General features: G+C 43.0%; 20 protein-coding genes. 10 read left to right on the forward strand and 10 right to left on the reverse strand.

Features of this window, described 5'->3' with window-relative positions; all coding sequences use genetic code 11:
* Nucleotides 1-846: 846 nt before the first annotated feature.
* The gene (locus ACRRS0_RS06225) at nt 847-2085 is read left to right on the forward strand and encodes an EAL domain-containing protein (protein ID WP_432454062.1); all 1239 of its coding nucleotides are present in this window, start codon (nt 847-849) and stop codon (nt 2083-2085) included.
* An 83-nt stretch (nt 2086-2168) separates the two neighbouring features.
* Here ACRRS0_RS06225 and glgC read toward each other — a convergent pair whose 3' ends face one another.
* The 4 genes from glgC to ACRRS0_RS06245 form a co-directional block, all read right to left on the reverse strand.
* Nucleotides 2169-3422 (reverse strand): glucose-1-phosphate adenylyltransferase, encoded by a 1254-nt coding sequence (gene glgC / locus ACRRS0_RS06230; RefSeq protein ID WP_432454061.1) that lies wholly within the window; start codon nt 3420-3422, stop codon nt 2169-2171.
* Between the two features lie 319 nt (nt 3423-3741).
* Nucleotides 3742-4371 (reverse strand): hypothetical protein, encoded by a 630-nt coding sequence (locus ACRRS0_RS06235; RefSeq protein WP_432454060.1) that lies wholly within the window; start codon nt 4369-4371, stop codon nt 3742-3744.
* A 302-nt stretch (nt 4372-4673) separates the two neighbouring features.
* Nucleotides 4674-5222 (reverse strand): acyl-CoA thioesterase, encoded by a 549-nt coding sequence (locus tag ACRRS0_RS06240; RefSeq protein WP_432454059.1) that lies wholly within the window; start codon nt 5220-5222, stop codon nt 4674-4676.
* A 295-nt stretch (nt 5223-5517) separates the two neighbouring features.
* Nucleotides 5518-6045, reverse strand: coding sequence for an NUDIX hydrolase (locus ACRRS0_RS06245; RefSeq protein ID WP_432454058.1), 528 nt, complete (start codon nt 6043-6045; stop codon nt 5518-5520).
* A gap of 302 nt (nt 6046-6347) precedes the next feature.
* Here ACRRS0_RS06245 and ACRRS0_RS06250 point away from each other — a divergent pair, with 302 nt between their 5' ends.
* Nucleotides 6348-7463 carry a phosphoserine transaminase gene (locus ACRRS0_RS06250; RefSeq protein ID WP_432454057.1) on the forward strand — a complete coding sequence of 372 codons (1116 nt, stop codon included), beginning with the start codon at nt 6348-6350 and terminating at the stop codon, nt 7461-7463.
* 82 nt (nt 7464-7545) lie between these two features.
* Nucleotides 7546-8724, forward strand: a complete 1179-nt coding sequence (locus ACRRS0_RS06255) for a 3-phosphoglycerate dehydrogenase family protein (protein WP_432454056.1) — start codon at nt 7546-7548, stop codon at nt 8722-8724.
* Here the strand turns inward: ACRRS0_RS06255 and ACRRS0_RS06260 are convergent.
* Nucleotides 8721-9386 carry a trimeric intracellular cation channel family protein gene (locus tag ACRRS0_RS06260; protein WP_432454055.1) on the reverse strand — a complete coding sequence of 222 codons (666 nt, stop codon included), beginning with the start codon at nt 9384-9386 and terminating at the stop codon, nt 8721-8723. The two genes, ACRRS0_RS06255 and ACRRS0_RS06260, sit on opposite strands and share 4 nt — an antisense overlap.
* A gap of 367 nt (nt 9387-9753) precedes the next feature.
* A complete protein-coding gene (locus ACRRS0_RS06265; RefSeq protein WP_432454054.1) occupies nt 9754-10458 on the reverse strand; it encodes an autoinducer binding domain-containing protein in 705 nt (234 codons plus the stop codon).
* Nucleotides 10459-10609: 151 nt separating this feature from the next.
* On the opposite strand from ACRRS0_RS06265, the gene ACRRS0_RS06270 reads away from it, so the two are divergent.
* Nucleotides 10610-11056 carry a DUF4902 domain-containing protein gene (locus ACRRS0_RS06270; RefSeq protein ID WP_432454053.1) on the forward strand — a complete coding sequence of 149 codons (447 nt, stop codon included), beginning with the start codon at nt 10610-10612 and terminating at the stop codon, nt 11054-11056.
* On the opposite strand, the gene ACRRS0_RS06275 is transcribed toward ACRRS0_RS06270, so the two are convergent.
* Both ACRRS0_RS06275 and ACRRS0_RS06280 read right to left on the reverse strand, forming a co-directional pair.
* On the reverse strand, nt 11053-11604 hold the full coding sequence (locus ACRRS0_RS06275) for an acyl-homoserine-lactone synthase (protein WP_432454052.1): 552 nt from the start codon (nt 11602-11604) through the stop codon (nt 11053-11055). The two genes, ACRRS0_RS06270 and ACRRS0_RS06275, sit on opposite strands and share 4 nt — an antisense overlap.
* A 185-nt stretch (nt 11605-11789) precedes the next feature.
* Nucleotides 11790-12278 (reverse strand): DUF6942 family protein, encoded by a 489-nt coding sequence (locus ACRRS0_RS06280; protein ID WP_432454051.1) that lies wholly within the window; start codon nt 12276-12278, stop codon nt 11790-11792.
* Between the two features lie 117 nt (nt 12279-12395).
* On the opposite strand from ACRRS0_RS06280, the gene ACRRS0_RS06285 reads away from it, so the two are divergent.
* Entirely contained in the window at nt 12396-14129 is a 1734-nt protein-coding gene (locus ACRRS0_RS06285; protein ID WP_432454050.1) for a GNAT family N-acyltransferase, read from the forward strand.
* 130 nt (nt 14130-14259) lie between these two features.
* Here the strand turns inward: ACRRS0_RS06285 and ACRRS0_RS06290 are convergent, their stop codons facing one another.
* Nucleotides 14260-15423 carry a PLP-dependent aminotransferase family protein gene (locus ACRRS0_RS06290; RefSeq protein WP_432454049.1) on the reverse strand — a complete coding sequence of 388 codons (1164 nt, stop codon included), beginning with the start codon at nt 15421-15423 and terminating at the stop codon, nt 14260-14262.
* 151 nt (nt 15424-15574) lie between these two features.
* Between ACRRS0_RS06290 and ACRRS0_RS06295 the strand changes: the two genes are divergently transcribed.
* The 3 genes from ACRRS0_RS06295 to ACRRS0_RS06305 all read left to right on the forward strand — a co-directional run bounded on the left by ACRRS0_RS06295 (nt 15575) and on the right by ACRRS0_RS06305 (nt 19725).
* Nucleotides 15575-16468 carry an AraC family transcriptional regulator gene (locus tag ACRRS0_RS06295; protein ID WP_432454048.1) on the forward strand — a complete coding sequence of 298 codons (894 nt, stop codon included), beginning with the start codon at nt 15575-15577 and terminating at the stop codon, nt 16466-16468.
* Nucleotides 16469-16861: 393 nt separating this feature from the next.
* Nucleotides 16862-18781: a methyl-accepting chemotaxis protein gene (locus ACRRS0_RS06300; protein WP_432454047.1), complete on the forward strand. Its 1920-nt coding sequence runs from the start codon at nt 16862-16864 to the stop codon at nt 18779-18781.
* Nucleotides 18782-18888: 107 nt separating this feature from the next.
* Nucleotides 18889-19725 (forward strand): CvfB family protein, encoded by an 837-nt coding sequence (locus ACRRS0_RS06305; RefSeq protein WP_432454046.1) that lies wholly within the window; start codon nt 18889-18891, stop codon nt 19723-19725.
* A 109-nt stretch (nt 19726-19834) separates the two neighbouring features.
* Here the strand turns inward: ACRRS0_RS06305 and ACRRS0_RS06310 are convergent, their stop codons facing one another.
* Nucleotides 19835-20227, reverse strand: coding sequence for a winged helix-turn-helix transcriptional regulator (locus tag ACRRS0_RS06310; RefSeq protein WP_432454045.1), 393 nt, complete (start codon nt 20225-20227; stop codon nt 19835-19837).
* A 79-nt stretch (nt 20228-20306) separates the two neighbouring features.
* Between ACRRS0_RS06310 and ACRRS0_RS06315 the strand changes: the two genes are divergently transcribed.
* A complete protein-coding gene (locus ACRRS0_RS06315) occupies nt 20307-21059 on the forward strand; it encodes an SDR family oxidoreductase (protein WP_432454044.1) in 753 nt (250 codons plus the stop codon).
* 450 nt (nt 21060-21509) lie between these two features.
* Nucleotides 21510-21911: a GFA family protein gene (locus tag ACRRS0_RS06320; protein ID WP_432454043.1), complete on the forward strand. Its 402-nt coding sequence runs from the start codon at nt 21510-21512 to the stop codon at nt 21909-21911.
* Nucleotides 21912-22002: the final 91 nt, after the last annotated feature.

Here is a 22002-nt window from a genome sequence, read left to right on the forward strand (position 1 = left end):
GTTTATGTTAATTCTTCCATGAGTTGTGTCGCACTCTATGTGGTAAATATAGAGCTTTGAATTTACTTTTTAACCGAAGGGGTGATTCTATTTAACATTTGAAAGCTTGCAAGTAATTATTATCATTTGATAGGGTGAGTGCTGGAGGTGATTGAGTCATGAGTCTTTGGATTTGATTTTAATTTTACAAAAGTAAAAAGATCCGATAGTGAATCTGATGAAACTGATTATGGTTTTCGCGCTTTGAGTCACCCAAGCTTGGGATGTTTTGCACCAATTTAGTGCGTGGCTTTTGATGTTTGACTGCAAACGGGATTTTTGAAACAGACTGAGAGCGAAGTATAGTGCAGGGTTGGTTTATTCCTAGAGCCAGTAAAGCAGTCTTAAGGGTGTCTTGTAGCAGTTGGATAAAGTGTGAGCTAAAGGCCAAACCAAAATGCGAGGATGATTGTGGAAGGTGATCATGAGCCACAAGTGTGCCGAAGAAGGATTTCTTTGGAGTTTGCCCCACTTTTCGACACCCATCTTATTGTAATGAGATAGTTTTCTTCTCAAAGGGAAATCAATGTTCGAAGATAGAATGCTTCCAGCAGTTCTCTTATTTGGTTGAGATGGTCGCTATACCCTCGCTCTATCATGACGATGAACAAAGCTTTATTGAGATGCTTAACAGCGCGTTTAAAGATTATTTGATGGTAAAAGTGAAACATTGAGCAACGGATCGAGGATTTATTTACAGAGTTATTAACTGCGAAATAAATTATATTGGCGTGTTTTGTGCTTGCTAAGTGACCTCTTTCAGGTTAATTATAAAATATTGGGTAAACGGATAGTATGGGATCGGGTTTGAGCGGTCGAAAGATAGTCAACATTAATTCTGCGACGCAGGTGACTAAGCAGCGGGTGTTAAATCCGCTGCATTACTTTCCGCATTTTCAACCGATAGTTTTTCTTCCTACGGGGCAAATTGCCGGTTATGAAGCCTTGGCTCGTACTCAAAATAAACTGGGAGAGGTGTTAAGCGCCGGAGGAATATTTTCTAATCAGGAATATACCTTGAACAATCGTCGTCAGGTGGATCGCAATGTGCGTAGACAGGCGTTAGAGCATTTTGCTCAGTCATCACAACAAGGCTTCATTACGCTTAATATTGTGCCTGATTGGGTCGATATGTTGAGCAAAAATATCTGCACTCCCACGATTTCTATGATCGATGAGCTGAATATTGATCCCTCAAAAGTTGTCATTGAAATCACTGAAGCTAGCGGTAATATCGATAATCTACAACGAGTTGTCAAAGATTACCATCGTGCAGGTTTAAGGGTGGCGATTGATGATTTTGGGGTAGGAGCCTCGCAAGTTGATCGAATTATCGCGCTTGAACCCGACATTATTAAATTGGATATGCGTTTGTTTAAGGACGCAGCTAAAGGCGGCTTGCCTGCGGATGTGGTGTTATCTATTTCTGAGTTGGTGCAGCGTGCAGGGTGTGAGTTAATCTGTGAAGGTGTGGAATCAGAGCAAGAGTTTCATTTTGGAGTGGAGTGTGGGGCGCGTTACATGCAAGGGTGGCTATTTTTCAAGGCCAGTGATGATTTTTTATCCGCTCAATTGAGTCATGCCAAGGTTCAGCAATTATTAGCCAGTTATCTGCAGCGTAAAAGTCTACGGACTCAGCAGACAGTGAAGCATAATGTGAATGTTAAATCACAGGTTTTGGCGTTAAAACATCATCTGCAAAATGTGCAATCGATACCTCGAATGAGTCAACAACTCGCTGAAGTGGGGATCCTCCGTTATTTTCTATGTAAGGTGGATGGCACGCAAGTCTCTCCGAATTACGATGTGACTGAACAGGACATCGTTGAAGATGATCGACTGGTTGGTGCAAATTGGAGCTTTCGTCCTTATTTCCATGCCTTAGTGGCTTTAGATTCGATTAAACCTCAGCAACTGATTTTATCTAAGATTTACCGCGATTCCAGCAGCCAAGAAATGTGTAAAACTTTTAGTACATATTTAGCGAAAGACTTGATATTGCTGGTCGATTGTAAGGTGCAAGATGATACTTTGTTTGTAGAGTAATCACCGCCTGTCGGAATTTTTATTTGTAAGGTAAAGTGCTTATTAAATGACCATTGACCCCAAAAGGTCAATGGTCTCTATTGTTAACGTAGCATGTCACTGGAAACAACGATTACACCATCTGCAGAAACGGTAAATCGACGATGGTCTTCAGTTTTGTCATAGCCGATGATTGTGTTATCGGGAATGATGCAGTCTTCGGTAATTATCGCGCGTCTTATCTTACAGTTCTTACCAATACTTGATCCGTTTAAAGCGATCACTTGGTCAAGTTCAGTATGTTCTTCCACTCTCACATCCAATGACAATAACGAACGGTGAACTTTGGCTCCCGATACGATTACCCCAGCAGAAAGTAATGAATCGGTTGCATAACCGCGACGTTGGGCTTCGTTAAAAATAAATTTGGCTCCGGGCCGTTGTTTTTGATCGGTAATGATGGGCCACTCTCGATCATAAAGGTCTAGCTCTGGATCTGGGGCGACTAAGTCCATATTTGCAGCAAAGTACTCATCGATATCTCCCACATCTCGCCAATAAGCGATGCGTCCTGGATGACCTTTTGCGGCAAAAATATAACCATATACTTTCCGGTCTTTTAGGATATTTGGGATCACATTGTGGCCAAAGTCATGTGAGTAACCGGGTTTTATTAGTCCTTCACGTAGCTCATGATCCAGTACATCCATATTAAATATATAGAGCCCCATTGAAACTAAGGCTTGTTCTGGATTACCTGGGTCAGACTTAGGATTTTCGGGCTTTTCTTCAAAATCAACGATTCGCCCCTCTTCATCCAAGCCCATGACGCCGAAAGAAGAGGCCTGAGAAATTGGTTTACGAATGCAAGCGACAGTAACATCGGCATCATTCTCTGCATGAAAGTTTATCATTCGAGAATAATCCATCTTGTAAATATGGTCGCCGCCGAGGATTAGCACTCGGTCGTAACGCTCATGATCAATAATATCTAGGTTTTGATACACGGCATCGGCAGTTCCTCGATACCAGTTTTCTCCAGTGCGCTGTTGTGCGGGAATAATTGACACTCGCTCATTGAGTGCCGGGTTTTGAATTTGCCAGCCCGATTGCAGGTGCATAATCAGGTCGTGGGCCATGTATTGGGTTAATACACCGATATTACGCACGCCAGAGTTTATACAATTCGATAGCGTGAAATCGATAATTCGATATTTTCCTCCGAATGATACCGCTGGTTTTGCGACTCTACTGGTTAATTGCTTTAGCCGAGTGCCTTTGCCTCCAGCCAAGACAAGGGCAACTGTACGCCTGACGAGGCGGTTACTGGAAGTATGAGAATAACGGTTTTCAGACATCTCCAATGTTTCCTTACAACGAGATTAGATAGCCCATGATAACCTTTTCAAAGTAAATGTAACGTCTATACATGACACATTTATTTATTTTGAGGTTTATATTAAATAAAAATAACAGCTTGTTCTGATAAAAAGTCTTTACTAGCGATTATTCTCTTTTTTATATCAGAATTTTAGTGTCTTTTCTATCATTAAGTGGTTTTGTTTTATCGTTTTTAGAATGGGTTATTAAACATTTTGTTATTTGTAATACTAAATTATATATATTAATTATTTGATTGGTAATCTCTTTCTCCAAATTCAAACAGTCATTCAATTTTTATTTGAAAAGTTGAGGCTGTTGGTTTTTTAATTTCTTTAATCCGTGGTTAAATTGATTTCTAAGCTGTTCGTTGTGAAATCCAAGTAAACGAGGTGAAATGGGTAATATATCGTGAAAGCTTACTTCTGGGAGTTGTTGACCTGCGGGCATTCGGGTTTGGTTAAGGTAGGCAAAGATACGTTTATCAATGATGATCACGTCCACTTGGCCGCGGTAGAGGCGTTCTAGTTGAGCATGTTGATTAGCCACTTCGGTGTACAGTTCACTTCTGCTAATCGCTTTAGTGTAGTCTTCGCCAAGAGAGTTTATCGCATTCTTAAAAGCCATCACTTTATACTGGCTGAGTTGAGCCACATGGTTTAGCGGCAATGCCCTCGCTTTAAGGGTGATAGCTGTATTTAGGTAAAATATTACGGGTTCAGAAAGGTAAAAATTTCTACTGGTAGTAGGGGCATTAACGATGGCATCGACCATAAGTTTTTCCATCAATCGTTCAGCTCGTAAATTTGAAGTAAAAACCACTTGTTTTACTTGATGCCCTGCAATTAGGAAAGCTTGCCTAATGATATCTAGTTGTATACCCGACTGAGGTTGTTCAATGATATAAGGCGGGATCGATCTGCTCATCGCAAGTGATATTTGTTTCGCCTGTACGAGGTGATTACCGAAAACATAGATGCATAGCACTGTAAAAATCGTGTTGAGTTGCAGTTGGAATGTTTTCATAAGGCTACGAATGATTAGCTTTAAACTTGAGTATGGTGGACAGCGCTCCATTTTTAAAGAAATCTCTAAGACCAGTGGCTCTTTTGGGGGCTACTTAGCATGGCGAGTACCATGAGCAAACGGCTTAGTCAGTAAGCGTTATTTTGAAAGATTGAATACGCTTAGGCCTGTAATGGAATTTGGGTTTAGCGTATGTGTTCAAGCTATTGTTGCAGTACCACCGCTGATTCTTGCTTTTTGGTGGAGAGCAGCTGCTTCCAGTGTATCACCCTTAAGGGGAGCTCTGGTGATGGCTGTGTATCGCCGATTAGATGAAGTAAATCGGTCATCGTTATGACAGATTTTCCTCGAATAAATACCCCCCGAACCAAGATACTGGCATACAAGGTATCTTGACCAATGAAACGATGTTCAAAGTACCAATATTTTTCATCCCAACCGAGTAATTTACTATGCAACTCTAGTTTGCTGAGTGGTTTAATGGGTCTGATATAAGTGATCGACTGAGCATTCACTACGCCTAACCAACGTTGTTTAAGACTCGCGGCAGCCAATCCTGTTTTTAGCATCATGTCGATCCGCCCTAAGTCTCCGAAGGCGAGATAGCGGGAGTTGGTTAGGTGCATATTGGCATCACAGTCAAAGGGTAGCGCCCGTAGGGAGATAACAAAGTCTTCGCTGACTGACGCTGCTGATTTTGAGCTGAACCAGTGACGAAATAGCAGACTGAATAAACGAAAATATAAATTCATAGTAAATCTCACACTCAAACTGTTTACATCTGTTTAACATATCTGGTCGGATGAGTAAAGCGAAGGGCGTATGCGCTGGTGATTGGTGTGATTAGAATGAGTGCAGTGTAGATGTGATTTTGTTGAAAGTTTAGGGCACTTGAACTTAAATAGTGAGTGCTGTAAGCATCTGGTTTTATCCGATATATTTCACGCATTATACTTGACAGTTAGTGCTTAAGTTACAAGCCGAAAGACTCGCTACATTCATCCAAAGCAAGGTATTAAGAAGATGCCGTTTATGCTGAGCCGGTCATCAGACCGTTTGAACTTGAGTCTGCAATTGCAGCAGGGCTTGATGTACAGAGCTGAAGGCTATTTTATGAAAGGGAAGTGCTGCAATAGGATGCCACTGCCAAGTTGCGACATCATCTAAGGCTTTTAGATTGGGCTGCTGATTCAGCTTACAGCTGAAAAAACTGTCGCAAGTATGATAAAGCACCTGTTTATAATGGTAACGATTGGCGAAAGATCCAAAATATTGTAGCGATTGTAGTTCTACCGATAGTTGTAATTCTTCATATAATTCGCGTTGTAAACCTTGCTCTAAACTTTCCCCATATTCAACGAAGCCGCCTGGTAGATCCCAATCGCCTTTTTGCGGTTTAACCGCTCTGGAAACCAGCAGTACTTGTTGTTGGTAGAGTAATATAGCCCCCGCGGTTGAGGCCATATTGTGAAAATATACAAATTGGCAGCTGTTGCAAGACCACTGTTTAACATCGATTTGCTGTAGCTTCGCTTGACCACATTGAGGGCAGTATTGGGGAATAAATCGATTCACATTTTATCGCTATTTAACGGTTTATGGATGAATGGTAACGATATATACAGGGTTTGCAAAGGAGATTGGGGTAGTCGCTAGTAGTAAATAGCAAGTAACTAGTTAAACATAGCGCACTCAGCGTTTATTTGCCGTTTATACGCTTGATTGTAATGGTTTGCTGTTTTAAGTCCATTGATTATCTTGAAGTTTTACCTCGCAAACAAAATTGGCTCTAAATCATTTTATGCGTCTTGGGTCTGACATATACTGCCTCAGTTTATTTCTATTTCCTTCAATGCTCTTGTTTACAAGGACCAATAATGAAACCCCAGTTGAAACCAAATTGCCCCAATTTTTCTTCAGGCCCTTGTGCCAAAAGGCCTGGCTATCAATTAGCTGAGTTGAATATTGAGACACTTGGACGCTCCCATCGAAGTAAAATAGGCAAAGCGACTCTTTCCCAAGCAATTGAACTCACTCAACAGTTACTGTTGTTACCCGAAGGATATCGGGTGGGGATTGTTCCAGGGTCTGATACGGGCGCCATGGAGATGGCTATGTGGTCTTTGCTAGGCCCCAGAGCGGTGGATATTTTCAGTTGGGAGTCATTTGGTAAAGGTTGGTTTACCGATGTGATTAAGCAACTTAAGTTAGAGCAGGTCCAGCATTACAGCTGTGATTACGGTTTGCTACCAGATCTACATCAAGCAAACTCGGAACATGATTGTATTTTCACTTGGAACGGCACCACTTCTGGTGTCGCTGTACCGAATGGAGATTGGATTGATAGTCAACGCGAAGGGCTCACCATTTGTGATGCTACTTCGGCGGTATTTGCGATGCCCCTCCCTTGGGAAAAACTAGATGTGGTTACATTTAGTTGGCAAAAAGTACTCGGTGGAGAAGGGGCTCATGGGGTGATTATTCTTAGTCCACGGGCTGTTGAACGTTTAGAAAGTTATCAACCTAGCTGGCCTATGCCCAAAATTTTTCGTTTAACTCAAGGAGGAAAACTCATTGAAGGTATCTTCAAAGGCGAAACGATTAACACGCCGTCGATGTTATGTGTGGCAGACTATGTCGATGCACTCCAGTGGGTTGAATCGATGGGCGGAGTTGCCGAAAGTATTAATAAATCGCAGCAAAACCTCCAAGTCTTAAAGCAATTTGTCGCTGAAAATGATTGGATCCATTTTCTCGCTCAACAAGAGAACACACTCTCTAATACCAGTGTCTGTTTGACTCTCGATGCTAGCCCTGACCAAGTAAAAGAGATCATGAGTTTGCTTGAGCAAGAGCAGGTTGCTTTCGATATCGGAGCCTATAGAGACGCTCCTGCGGGACTGCGTATTTGGTGTGGCGCCACTGTAGAACAACAAGATTTGCAAGCGTTGATGCCATGGTTAAAGTGGGCTTATGCTCAGGTGTGCCTTTAAGTTTTAAGGAAACTATTTAGTTATTCTTTCGTGCTGCAGTTTGTCACGGAAACATCATTTAGGTTGTTTAGGGAGAAACTGTATGCCGAGTATTCGTACTATCAATCATATTCATCCGCAAGGGCTGGCTTGTTTTTCAAGTGACTATCAAGTCGCAGCAGAGTTAGCGACAGCGGATGCCATTATGTTACGCAGCGCCAATTTGCATGACTTTGATATTCCCAAAGCGGTCAAAGCTATCGCACGTTGTGGTGCCGGCGTGAATAACATTCCGATTGAACGTTGTACCAAGCAAGGGGTTGTTGTATTTAATACACCAGGGGCTAATGCCAATGCGGTTAAAGAATTAGTATTAGGCGGGATGTTAATCAGTGCTCGTAACGTGGTCTCTGGTTGGCAGTTTATTGACTCTTTATTACCCACCATGGATGCGAAGGCGCTTGCGCTGAGTGTCGAGCAAGAAAAGAAGCGTTTTGTGGGCTCTGAATTAGCAGGGAAAACTTTAGGCGTCATCGGGCTCGGAGCGATTGGTGCGGCCGTTGCTCACGCCGCTTTAGCTTTGGGGATGAAAGTGGTGGGTTTTGATCCCGCCTTAAGTATTCAAGCAGCATGGCGCCTATCTTCAGAGATTGAATGTGCCGAAGAACTGAAGCAGTTATTAAATGCTAGTGATTATGTCACCCTTCATGTGCCTGCCAATCAACATACGCAAGGCCTGATTAATGGAGATAATACCGGTGAATTCAAACGAGGTGCCATATTACTTAATTTTGCTCGTGGTAGCATCGTTGAGGAAGATGCACTCTTAACGGCCTTGGACCAGCAGCACTTATCTCTGTATGTAACTGATTTTCCCAGTGTGAATTTAATGAAGCACTCCAAAATTTTAATGCTGCCACATTTGGGCGCGAGCACTCAAGAGGCGGAACAAAATTGTGCGGTTATGGCGGCTCGTCAACTCATCGACTTTTTGGAGAATGGCAATATTCACAACTCGGTGAATTTTCCCAGTATTAAATTAAGTCGCAGTGAAGGCTACCGAATTGCTTTTGCCAATGACAACGTGCCCAAAATATTAAGCCAGGTATTAGCGTTATTATCGGATATGAATATTAATGTGGTCGATATGCTGAATAAAAGCCGTAACGATATCGCTTATACGCTGATGGATATTGATATTCCTGCAACTCAGCAGATGTTAGATGCGATCGCGGCTATCGATCACGTATTTCATGTGAACGCTATTGGCGAGCATGCCTAAGGCTTGTTTTGTTGTTTTCTGATTTCCCGGTTTTGTAACTTAGATAGTTTGAAGCTGGGAAAGCGAAGCTCAAAGTGGAGCGCTAATACACGAAGTAAGAACGCAGCGCTGCTTGATAACAAAATATTATGGACTTCGTTGACGCCTAATAGGCCTAATAGTACATAGCTGGTACTGCCAAGTAGACAAACAGTTACGTAGATTTCTGGTTCAAAAATCACGAGTTTTGTCTGTAACATTAAGTCGCGAATCGCTGAGCCAAGCGTAGAGCTAATCACCCCCATGAGTATGGCGACCAGAGGCGTAGCTTCATAACTCAGTGCTTTGCTGGTGCCGAGTACCGCAAACAAGGCGATACCCGCAGCATCTAGCCACAATAAAAACCGGTCAATTCTAATCACCCAATGGGCGAAGAAATAAGTCATGACCGATGCGGTTATACATACGCTTAGATAACTAGGATCAGCAATCCAAAATATTTTTTCGGTTTGTAGTAAGAGATCGCGAATCGTTCCACCGCCAATGCCCGTGACGATACCCACAAAAACAAAGGCAAGTATATCCAATTCGCGTTTGGCGGCCGCTAAAGCGCCAGTTAAGGCAAACACAAACACTGCGATTAAGCCGAATTGATATAAGGCTGAATTAAAATCTAAGATCATGATTCACAAATACAATAAAAGAAAGTGTAACGATTATAGTTGCTGATGAACTTTAGCGGCAGTTAGAATTTTGTGAATATTTTGGCTGTTGATTAAGGTTTATTTCGATGAAGCTGGATTTGCTGAAAAATTCTAATTTATAGCATCATGAGCGGATATGGAATGAATGAAGCAATAGTGCAAACTTGAAGGTTTACTGAAGTGAAGGTATGTCGGCTTTTATTTTTGGCTAGGAAGTCGGATCGTTATTAAATTTGTTCACTCGGCACTCTTCGCATCGAGGTTCAACTCTTGTTATCTCAACTCATCATGGTTCATGAAACAGAGTTGCCTACAATTTATTTTGACTGCTAATGTTTTTACTGGATTAAATCAGTCCCATGACCGCAGCCTTAACCGTTGCCGCAGTTTTGTTGACGACTTCGAGTTTACGCATTGCTTGGCTTATATGAAAATTCACGGTGCGAGCAGTGATGCTTAAAATCGTTGCAATTTCTTCTGATGTCTTGCCATCTGCTGTCCACTTCAGCATTTCTAGTTCTCGCTGACTAAGTACCGGGATCTGAAGCTTTTCGGCAGTGATTCTAGCGGATAAACCGTGATGGGTAACCTGAGTTAACCAGAGCAGTTGGTAGCGATAGCGAACTAACTCTGCGGGTGATAGCATTTCTGTTGATCTTGCCAGTGTTAACATTCCGACTGTGCCGTTGGCTTGTCTTGATGATTGAGCCCAGCCATATTCTAAACCTACGGCTCGAGCGTCTTCCATTAAATCTGGTGTTTGAGCAAATAACTGGTCACTCCAAACGATAGGGAGTTGCGAGGTCATGCCGTGATGTACTGTGGGATCAATCTCCAGATAGTTATTTTCTTTATAGGTTTGCTGCCATATTGTCGGGTAATTATTGAGCATTTCGGTGCGAGGCGCCGATAATGGATAGGGGATCCGTAGACCATAGGCGCAAAAATCAAAGCCTAATGCGTTGGTGATTTTTGATAGTTCAGCAAAAAAATCGCTACTTGAGCCTTGCAGCTCTAGTAAACAGAATTGTTCTTCTAACCAAGCTTCCATGAATCCTTTATCTTCCTGTAACTATGCAAATATGACGCATAAATATAAACCTGTTTAAAATTGAGTATAGCGCAACTGTTAATGTTGACAATTGAAGCGAAATTTTGCGCGTGTTTTTATGAGCTAAGCTTCATATAACTAAAAATAAATAATGAAAATACGGGAAAGTAGACAAATTGTTGTCAAAGCTATTGATTATTTAGTCACGCCTTGCCCTGATGGTTTAGTTCGTTTGACTGTAGAGCAGCTATCAGCATTGACATTTGAGCATATAATATCGGGTTTAGATAGTGTTAGCGCGGTAGATTTTGAAAGTGAACGAGCCTCATTTTCGGGGTACACCGAATGGTTATTTGAAAATAGGTGCGCGATCACCCTCGGTTGGGATTGGCATTGGTTATGGCGTGACGGCCAAATGACGTGTTGTGTGAAAGCCTTACCGCGAAGTAATATTCAGTTATTAGAACAAGGGCTTGATGTGAGCCCTCGTCGAAATGATGAGCTATTGATAACCGTAATCAATCTTTTACCATGGCAAAAGATTACCGCGGAGGCGATCAGTAAGCGTTACCGTGAGTCTCCAATGAAGTTGCGTTAGTTAATATCGATGTAACAGGCAAATAGAGCGTAACCGTTGAGAATTTTTGGAGGGCCGGCTCGGTGATGACGAAATCCAGCATGACGGAGCATCCGTTCGATGCCTAAAGGTGACACTGAAATAAGCCGTTTGGCACCATGCTGTTTGGCACACTCGATGGCTGCTGTGAGTAAGCCGAGTGCTTGACTAGACATCAGTTGAGTTGGCGCTTCGTTATCATTGTCAAAATCTACAGCGGCAAAGCGAGATAGTTCCCAAATGTCATCTTGTTTTGGACAAGGCAGGCCATTGAGTAGTTCGGGAAAGACTTCTTCTAATAAGTAAGGTTGAGTTGTCGGAAGCAGGCGTGCGCAGCCACTGATGTTATTTTTCTCATTTTTAGCGATAACATAGACAGTATCGTCGCGGTCAAATTGGTCTTGCTCGATGCCTTTTGGGGTATTCAGTTCCCAGCCAAGCATTTCAACGAAGACTTGATGCCGATAATGATTTAAGTGATTCATGGTGGTTGCTGGTAATTGTTCGGCAAGGCCGTTAACGTAGTTCATGAGCATCTCCTTATGATGATGCTATGAGTACAATTCAGCTTGTTGATAATTTAAACTGTCAAATATGACAGCTAGCTAATTTGTCAAGGATCAGCTATGCTGTTGTTTTTGTTAGTTTTATCAGTAAGGGGTTTGTTTTTTTTAGCTAGATATGAAGTTTGTAAACTTGTATATGTTTCAGTAACCTAGAAATCGTCCCTCTTAGCTTCATCTTGCCAGCGTCGGTATTCGGCGACTAAAATATTGGGGAACTGGCGGTAATCGGGGTAGGGACAGAGTAAAATATTCGCGGCGATAAATTGTAATTTTTTATGACTTATAACATCTTTGGGCTGCACGATATGGTCAAATCGTTGCCAATTGTTTTTACCTGCAATGATGTGTTGTTTTGCTTTGCTGACTATTTTGTCGCCAAAGTTGATTTGTTGCTCTGCCAGTAAGCCCTGTTGTAGGTATTCCCTCCAGTTATCATCTGGTGCTGTTAGCTTGGCATAGATCGTTAATATTTTTCGCCAATTGTTATTGTTGTTGAGCAGTAGTTGCTGAGTCAATATAGCGGAATCAAGTTGCTCAAAATTTTCCGGTAAGTTTGGCAAACTGCTGTGCAGATATAAAACCGTATGGGCTTGTTCGCAGCCGATAAAAAGCTTGTTTTTCGCCGCTAGTTTTGGCATTTCCTCTCCCCCTGTGATTCCTCTTGTTGCTTATTGCTTGTCATATAATTGCCATTTTTCTGTTGCTTGTTTGTCATGTTTGGCTTCTAGCCTAGCGACGAATACAGGGAGAGAATCATGATTTCTGCGCAACAAGTACTCAATCAACATTTTCCTAGCTTAGTTCAGCACCCGCGTCGCCATCGCTTAGCGAAGTGGTTCTTTTCAAAAATACTGTTTGAAGATGAATTTCAAGCGTTTGCCGATAAACATCCCCATTTAAAGGGAGTTGCATTTATTGAGCAAGTGTTTACTGAATTAAATATAAGTTACCGAGTTAACCAGAATGAGCATGAGCGGATCCCTAGTGAAGGTCGGATCATCATTATTGCCAATCATCCTATTGGTTCCATCGATGGTTTGGCGCTATTACATCTGGTAAGCCAAGTGCGCCATGATGTTAAAATTGTGGCTAACGAAATTCTTTCTGCGATTGAGCCTTTGGCTGATTTGTTGTTACCCGTAGATAATATGCGAGGCAATAGCCAACGTAAGCAATTAAATGCGATTAGAACATTACTCGATGATGAAGGCGCTGTGATCATTTTTCCTGCGGGGGAAGTATCGCGACTCAAGGGCATTAAGGTGCTCGATGGTAAGTGGACTAAAGGTTTTGTGAGTATTGCGAAGAAAACCAATACACCTTTGCTCCCCATCTGTGTAAAAGCTAAAAATAGCTGGTTGTTCTATATTAGCTCCTTAATCTATCGTCCCTTGTCGACGCTGTTATTGGTGAAAGAGCTTTTTTTCCATCGAAATAAGGTTTTTTCGATGGTGGTTGGTGAGCAGATCCCAGTTAAAAGTTTTGGTTTGAGTGGGTTAGAGCGTTCGACTCAGGCTCAGTTATTAAAAAAGCACCTCTATCGAATTGGCAATAATAAAAAAGGTCTATTTCAAACAGAAGCAGCAATAGCCCACCCTGAACAACGCCTTCCTCTCAAACAAGCGATTAAGCAACTCGAAAAAATCGGAGAGACTCCCGATGGAAAGGGGATTTATATTTGTTATGGGAATACACAACCAGTGATTTTGTCGGAGTTAGGTCGTTTACGTGAATTGGCTTTCAGGGCTGTGGGTGAGGGAACGGGACGGCGTAACGATACCGACAAATATGATGCCCACTATATGCACTTGATCCTCTGGGATACCGAAGAGTTAGAAATTGCCGGTGCTTATCGTTTTGCCGATAGTCAACGTCAAATAAAGCAACTGGGGGTAGAGGCTCTGTATAGCCATTCACTCTTTGAATATGATCTTAACAGCTGTGGTTTTCTTGAATCAGGTATAGAGCTTGGGCGAAGCTTTGTTCAGCCTAAGTACTGGGGAAAGCGAAGTTTAGATTACTTATGGTTAGGGATTGGTGCGTTCTTGGCCCGTCATCCACAGTATCGTTATTTGTTTGGCCCGGTCAGCATAAGTGCGGCCATGCCGGAAGCGGGTCGAGACTTACTCATTTATTTCTACCAAACTTATTTTCCGGCAACACAGGTATTTGCCCGTTCGCGTCAGCCTTACCAGCGGGCGAAACAGATCAAGAATAATATTCATATTTCGTTTTCTGGCGAGGATTATAAGGCCGACTTTGCCCAGTTAAAAAGTGCGCTTGCCAGTATGGGAACCGCTGTACCCACTCTGTTTAAGCAATATACGGAATTATGTCATCGAGGCGGTGTACAATTTATCGACTTTAATGTTGACCCTGATTTTAACCAATGTATTGATGGTTTGGTCTTGGTTGATTTAACCCAGCTAAAAGATAAGAAGCGCGCCCGTTATATCGAGAGTCACCTTATGGTTGAAGCGGCTGTTTAAACAACTGTGTTCGATTTATTCTGAGGGCTTTATTCAGCTTGTAGTTGGTGTCCATATCAAGCTATTCGAAGCGCAATAGGTCTTTACTTCTTTGGGTTATATTTAAGAAGTAAAGACTATTGAGTTTATCTTACTCCGCGGTGATATCGCTTTGTTGCATGACTCTTGCTAAGCGGATGACTGCTTGCTCTAACTGCGGAGCGTCGAGGGCAGTATAGTTCAAGCGGATTGCTTGGTCGTGAATTTCGCTATTGGCTGGCCAAAACTCATCACCCGGAACCACCGCGACTTTTTCTTTTAGAGCTGCGGCGGCTACCTGATGGGCTTGGTGTCGTTTTAGGTGGCACCAGACAAACATTCCGCCTTCAGGTATCGTAAATTCAACATAGTCACTGAGATGCGTGTTGAGGGCGTTTACCAGCGCGTCTCTTCGGCTGCGATAATGCTGGGTTAATTGTTCCAGATGTTGCTTAAAATCAGGGTGGCAAATGGTCGATAACAACATTTTTTGCATTGGTAGCGCAGAGTGTAAATCACTGGCTTGTTTTACTTTCTTCAGTGGCGCGAGCAATTCTTTGGAGGTCATTACATAACCTACCCGCATACTTGGGGTGGCGATTTTAGAAAATGAGCCTAGGTAAAAAGCATCCCCATCACAGAGCTCGGTGACGGTCGGTAAGCTTGCTCCTTCAAAACGTAACTCTCGGTATGGGGCGTCTTCAATAAAGGCAACCTTGTACTTGGCTAGCAGTTCGGCCACTGCTTGGCGCTTGGCCAGGCTCCAGCAGCAGCTGCTTGGGTTTTGAAAATCGGGAACGGCATAGAATAACTTGATTTTCTGGCTTGCTAATAGCTGTTCCAGCTCTGCCAAGTTGGGGCCATCTGATTCACTCTTTACCGTTAGCGTTTGTGCTTCGGCAAGGTCGAATATTTGTAATGCGCCTAAATAACTGGGCGCTTCGCAAAGGACTTGGTCGCCAGGGTTTAAGTAACAGCGCGCAATTAAGTCCAGAGCCTGTTGTGAACCGCTGGTGACCATTACGTCATCGGCCAGCGCGACATGTTCAAGTAACCAATTGCGTAGTTCGCTTAGTCCTTCGGTGGCACCGTATTGATAAATGCTTGGTTGTTCGGCAAGCTCGGCGGCTGCTTGCGCCAAGATAGCTTGCGGAAAACGGCTGGCGTCTGGCAAACCGCCAGCCAGCGAAAGCATACCAGGTTGCTGGATTACTTTTAGGATATTACGGATGTAAGACTCTTTGGTCTGCTTTACCCGATTGCTTTGTTCTATCATGAGCTGCTCTATTATGGTTGTTAGGTTGCGTTTACAGGGGCACATCATTACAGATCTCAGCCCAATAAGGCATTAGTATTTATGTGCAAACTCTTGTCCATTTGTGCTATTTTTGGATAAATGTGTTGAGCGAATACTTTTAGGAAGTGCTATGTCATTGAATACCGATGTAAATAGACAAAGCCGGATCAATGACGTGCTTTATTATATTCATCAAACCATTGCCGAGCCGCTGAATGCCAAAGCCTTAGCTGCTATCGCCGCTTATTCGCCGTTTCATTTTCATCGTTGTTTTAAACAACTTACCGGGGAAAGTGTGAACGATTATATTCGGCGTACGCGTTTAGAGCGTTGTGCCAACTTACTGATTTTTTCACCTCATTTGACGGTGCAAGATGCAGCTCTAAGTTGCGGTTTTCAATCTCCAGCCTCTTTTTCTCAGGCTTTTAAGAAACATTTTGGGCAATCTCCTCGGCAATGGCGCGAAGGAGGCTACAGTGTTTATAGTCAAGCAAACTATCAGCAAAGTTGGAGTGAAGAATTACAGCAACGGATGCGACAGGCACAAACGCTTAGTTTACCAGTGGTAAGTGTTCGGCGTTTAGAGGCGCAAACTGTGGCTTATGTGCGCCATCAAGGCTACGATCGCAGCATTCGCCAAGCCTACGAAAAGCTTCAGGTTTGGGCCGATAGTCAGAAGATTGATTGGAGTCAGGACAAGCTTTTGGGCTTATACCATTCTAATCCCGATATCGTGCCTGCCCCCTTATGCCACTATGTTGCTTGTCTTGCTGTGGACACTCCGTTTATTCGCCGTGGCCCTGTAAGTTGTTTAACGATTCCTGGCGGCATGCATGCAACTATGGAAGTGGCTGGACAATATGGAGAGTTACTGCCAATGCTGCATCAGTTTTATATGCAATGGTTACCGAATAGCGGTTATCGTATGGGTAATATTCCGGCCTTTGTACGTTATAAACAATGTCAGTTTATTGATCCTGAAGAACGCTTTGAGTTACAGCTTTGTGTGCCTATCACCCTCTAAATGAGCAATATGATTGAGCCGATGTTAGCGTTTGGTTGGATCTTTGTGTGATCTCTTCGCCTCGTTTTTGCTGTCATTAATTTGTCATAATTCCTTCATAATATCGCCACTTAATTTGGAGCCTAATAGCTGCCAATAACATGAACATCGGTCGACGATTTGTGATTGTTTTGGATGGCTTAGTCGTGCTTGCTGACGGCGTTCATTATCAGCATTGCTTAGAGGGTTTCGCCAAACGTTTTGCTGCTTTGTTGCTCGTTACTTGTTGAACACCGCTGACCTGCACAGAGCTCAAGAAACCTTAAAATTGAGCGAAAGTTAAATTCGAAAGGTTAATGACCCCTCGAATGCCAGAGCGGCTTTAGCGCTTCGTTAGTTGTATTAGGAGTTTTTATGCGAGTTTCAAAGTTTTCAAGCTTATCTGCTTTTTCCTTACTGGCAGTGAGCTCGATACTGATTGTTGCCCTCTATTTTTCTTTAGCGAAGTTGAATGTATCAAACCAACAGTTGCAGCACTATCAGTCGCTCAAGTCACAATTTAATCAGCACTTAGTGGCAAAGGTGAATCGCTATTTAAGCACTGGTAATGCCATCGAATTGAGTGATGCAGAGAGTTTACTAGAAGATTTAGTGGCTCGTACTGAAGGGTTGAAACTTAGTCATTTATCTCAGCAGTTGAATGAACTGCTTGAGTCTTTGCATACTCGCTACTTGGCTCTGGGTAAATTAAGCGGCAATGAGCAGGGTTTATTGATTAATGCTGAGCGAGAGATGCGAGGCTGGGCCGATAGTTTTATTGATTACGGTTTAGCGGCAAAATATGACGATTCAGCCAAGGCCTATATCACTGGTGGCAGTGAATTGCTGAATATGGTGGCGTCTTTGTCGATGCAGCGCAATCGCTACTTCGCGAGTGCTTCGGCTCAAAGTAAGCAGGCTTACGATGATGCGCTTCAACAGCTCGGACAACAATTTGAATTAGTCAATAAACTACCTTTACTGGGCGTGATGAGTGAGGTTGAAGTGGATGAGTTTTCGCTCGGAGATCCTGATGAGGCAGTCGATTTAGTCAAAGAGATAAAGGCTGAACTTAACAGCCTAATTCAACGTTATCCGAAAGAGCTCAACTCTTCTGCTGAGCTAATTCAGCAGCGAAACATCATGCGTGAGGCACTGCTTGCTGATATAAACCAGTTGACTCAACAGATTGACCAAGCTGAGCTGCAAGTGCTCGAACAGCGAGATGCGGTGATGCAGCGAGTGGCAGCGACTCTTTATAGTGTGGCGGGCTTGATTTTATTGATTGCGGTAGTGATGCAATGGGTTATGAAGCGCACGGTGCTAACACCTTTGCGCGAGTTACGAAATGGCTTTGCTATGTTGGTACAAAATGGCCTGATCGAACGCTTAAGAGTGAGACGTGATAACACTGAAATAGGTGAAATCGCGACTTTCTTTAACCAGTTGCTGGCCAAACAAGAGCAGTTAGAGAAACTTAAAAATCAACAGTTGTCGGTGGTTTCCAATTCACTTGACGCTGTTTCTGAACAGGTGCGCCAAGTCTATTTAACTTCTGAGCAAACTGATCATCAGGTCTCTGAGTCGCAACTGTTGATGGTGCAACTAGGGAAATTGACCGAGCAGTTAAATCAAATTTCCAGTGATGTGGAGCATAATGCAAACGCGACCGAACATGCGATGAATGAATCCCAGCAAGATGTGGCTCAAGTTATTGATGCCAATCAGCGAACCAGTACTGCGGTTGTTCAGGGTCGCGCTTCTTTAGCCAGTTTGGTGGGAGCGGTCAGTGATGTAAGTGCCATTTTGGATGTGATCCGCAATATTGCAGACCAAACTAACTTGTTGGCTCTAAACGCGGCAATCGAAGCGGCGCGGGCCGGAGAGCACGGCCGTGGTTTCTCGGTTGTGGCCGAAGAGGTGAGAAGTTTATCGATGCGGACCCAAACGTCGCTGGAAGAAATCACCGCCATTTTACAGCATCTTAAGCGCTCGTCATCTGAGCTAGAGGTGAATATTGGCGGGATTGAACAGGCCAGTGAACATCAACAACAAATATCCTCTAAGTTGATGGAAACTACTTATCAAGTAAGGGAGCAGGCACAAACTTCGGTAAAAGTGGCGCATCAAGCAGGCCAATTCATTCGTGAGCAGAGTCAACACATGGGAAGTTTCAGCAGTAAAATGAACACTGTGAAAGCTCAAGTGGAATCGGCCTATCAGCTCGCTACCAAAATTGAATCGGATGTTAGTTTGCAGGTTTTAACCATTGTGAACACTCTTAAACCCGCTTAGCGAAGCCTTTGTATTAAAGTGAGGGCATTAGTTAGAATTCGTTTTTAGCATGTTATACTGACATCTTGGCTCAGCAGGAGTCGGTTGAACGTAACAAGAGAGTGAGCATGTTGGAAATTGGACGCCTTAATCAATTAGCCGTGATTGAAATGGCTGACTTAGGTGCCTACCTAGATGGTGGCGAGTTTGGCGATGTATTATTACCATCCAAAGAAGTGCAGCCCGAGCTGGCGCTTGGAGATAGCTTATCGGTATTTGTTTATCGTGATAGTGAGCGTAACCTCATCGCCACTTTACAGCATCCGCAGGTGCAAGTGGGCCAGTGCGCTAACTTGCGAGTGAAAGATATTAATGATGTCGGTATTTTTCTCGATTGGGGTCTAGATAAAGATCTGTTCTTGCCTTTTGCAGAGCAGCAGCAACCGATGGAAGTCGACCGTCATTATGTGGTCTATGTTTACCTCGATAATGAACAACGTATTGCTGCGAGCAATAAATTAGATCGTTATATTGATAAGTCAGACCATCACTACAAAGATGGTGATAAAGTGGATTTGTTAGTCGCTGGGCGTACGGAGTTAGGCTACAAAGTGGTGGTTAACCATCAGCATTGGGGCGTATTGTATTATGACCAAGTGTTTAAGCGGATCCGTGCTGGCTATGCCTGCCGTGGTTATATTCAAAAAGTACGTGATGACCGAAAACTCGACTTGAGCTTAGAGCCCATCGGTATTCAAAAAGCGATTGATATTGGCGATACTATTTTAGCTAAGTTAAGAGAAGAACAGGGCTATTTGGCGCTCAGCGATAAAAGTTCACCACAAGCGATTTCAGCCATTTTTGGGGTGAGTAAAGGTACCTTCAAAAAAGCCATTGGCCGTTTATATAAAGACGGTTTAATTACCATTAGCAAAACCGGCATCGTGTTAAATAAAGACGACTAAACTCAAGAGTAAATGGGTTGAGGCCAGCTTAGGTTTTCGACTACAACAAGGTTTTCTCTCTGATGCTCATTATCCTATGAGCATCCACTCAATTCTTCGGTATTTGAGCTTAAGTATTATCAGATTGAATTTGCATATTTGTTAATAGCTCCTCCCGATGTTCGTTCATCCAGAGTGCCAGTAAATCGAGGGTCGGTTTTAAGGTTTTACCCAGCTCGGTAATTTGATATTCGACACGAGGTGGCATTTCTGGATATACATGCCTTGATACGATCCCTAAAACTTCAAATGCTCTGAGTTGTTTGGTCAGCTCTTTCTGAGTAATCGTACCGATCGCTCTTTGTAAAGCCCCGAAGCGAATCACGTCATCGGTGATGATTAATCGGTATAGAATTGGGATGGCCCATTTTCCGGACACGATATTGACAAAATCTACCATGGGGCAGCGTGAGTTTTTTTGAAGTTTTTGGTCTCTCATATTAATTATCTCTTTGGTATCCATTTGGTACCTACTATCTAAATGATACAAGTCGGATAATAATATGTGCCTCCCCCTTAGGCAACTTGTGAAGGTAAAGCTCATGACAAAACGACTCCATAATAAATATGCACTCATTACTGGTGGTACTGCCGGGATTGGTTTAGAAACGGCCAAACAGTTTCAGCTGGAAGGTGCCACTATCGCAGTGACTGGTCGCAATGAAACAGGTTTAGTTGATGCTCAAGCGCTGTTGGGAAATCAGGCCTTAGTTCTAAAAAGTGATGCTTGTAATGTTGAGCAGCAAGCAGAATTAGCACAGCGTTTAATGGATGAATTTCCCAAGCTGGATATTGTCTATATCAATGCTGGCGATGTGACCCATAAGCCCCTGGAAGACTGGGATGAAACTAGTTTTGATCAAGTGATGAATACGAACTTAAAAGGCCCATTTTTTCTGATTCAATCTCTGTTACCACTATTATCCGACTCTGCATCAATTATTCTCTGTGGTAGTGTTTCCGCTCAAATAGGTTTAGCGCAAAGCAGTGTTTACGCAGCCAGCAAAGCGGGGCTGATCTCTTTGGCGAGAACCTTATCCGGCGAACTCAAAGATCGAGGGATCCGAGTCAATAGTATTAGCCCTGGTCCAACGCAAACGGATGCTTTTAATAAATTTGGCTTGTCGAAAGAAAAACGCGAGGCTCTGATTGAAGAGGTAAAAGCATTGGTCCCCTTAAAAAGAATGGGCTCACCGTGGGAATTAGCACAAGCTGCAGTATTTATGGCCTCGGATGAGTCAGCTTATATGCTCGGATCTGAATTGTTGATCGACGGAGGCGTCGGCAATTTATAAGCAGATTTTCGCTTATCGAGGCTTGATAAGTTTATCACGATTTATTTGGCTCAAAGTGTCAACGAGGGTTGGTTGGTACTTTGATGGTTTGCTTTAGAAGCCAACAAAGAGCGGCGCCTGAAACCTTCACTGAGGTTTGAATATTATGGTGACTGGTGATTTTAACAGGGGCTATATTGGCAGGCGATATGCCTGTGCGCCCCATACATAGTTCAGGTATAAATATGCGCGGCATACATTAGACATAGAATTTTCGTAGTTGATGCTTATTCTGTTTTTAAATCAATTGGATACTCCTGTCGATCGTAAATAGCCCATAGATTTTTTAAGACTTGGCTTATCGATTTAGCTTGCTTTGAACCATGCTTATCCGGTTCTCGACAGTGGAAAATTCTGTTGTTAGGATGGCTGTCTGATTACTTTTGTTGATTTGTAAAGAGAGAAACTAATATGAGTTTGAAAGGCAGTTGTCTATGCGGTGGGATCCGCTACGAGATTAATGGAGAACTAAATCCAGCCATGTTTTGTCACTGTAGTAAATGTCGAAAGTCTAATGGTTCTGCCTTCGCATTAAATGCTCCGGTTAAGTCGCTTGATTTTAATTTGCTGGCAGGAGAGCACCTTTTACGGAGCTATGCTTCGTCAGACGATGCGAAGCGTTTTTTCTGTGACACTTGTGGTTCGCCAATATATAGTCAGCGTATGTCTATACCGGAAATTTTGCGGCTTCGAGTGGGTACTTTGGATGATGACATCGCTGTCGAAAAGGCGAGTCATATTTTTGTGGCCAGTAAAGCCTCATGGGATGATATTCACGATGACTTACCTCAATTTGCAGAGCGTCCTGAATAAAGTATCTATCAATTGTGGGCTCGATGACGTTTTTTCATGTGGCTTTGCTTCTATTTTTAGCGGCGCATACAGAAGCTTCGTGTTTATCAAC

This window comes from Agarivorans sp. QJM3NY_29 (genome assembly GCF_050870835.2).
In the GTDB taxonomy this organism is placed as follows: Bacteria; Pseudomonadota; Gammaproteobacteria; order Enterobacterales; family Celerinatantimonadaceae; genus Agarivorans.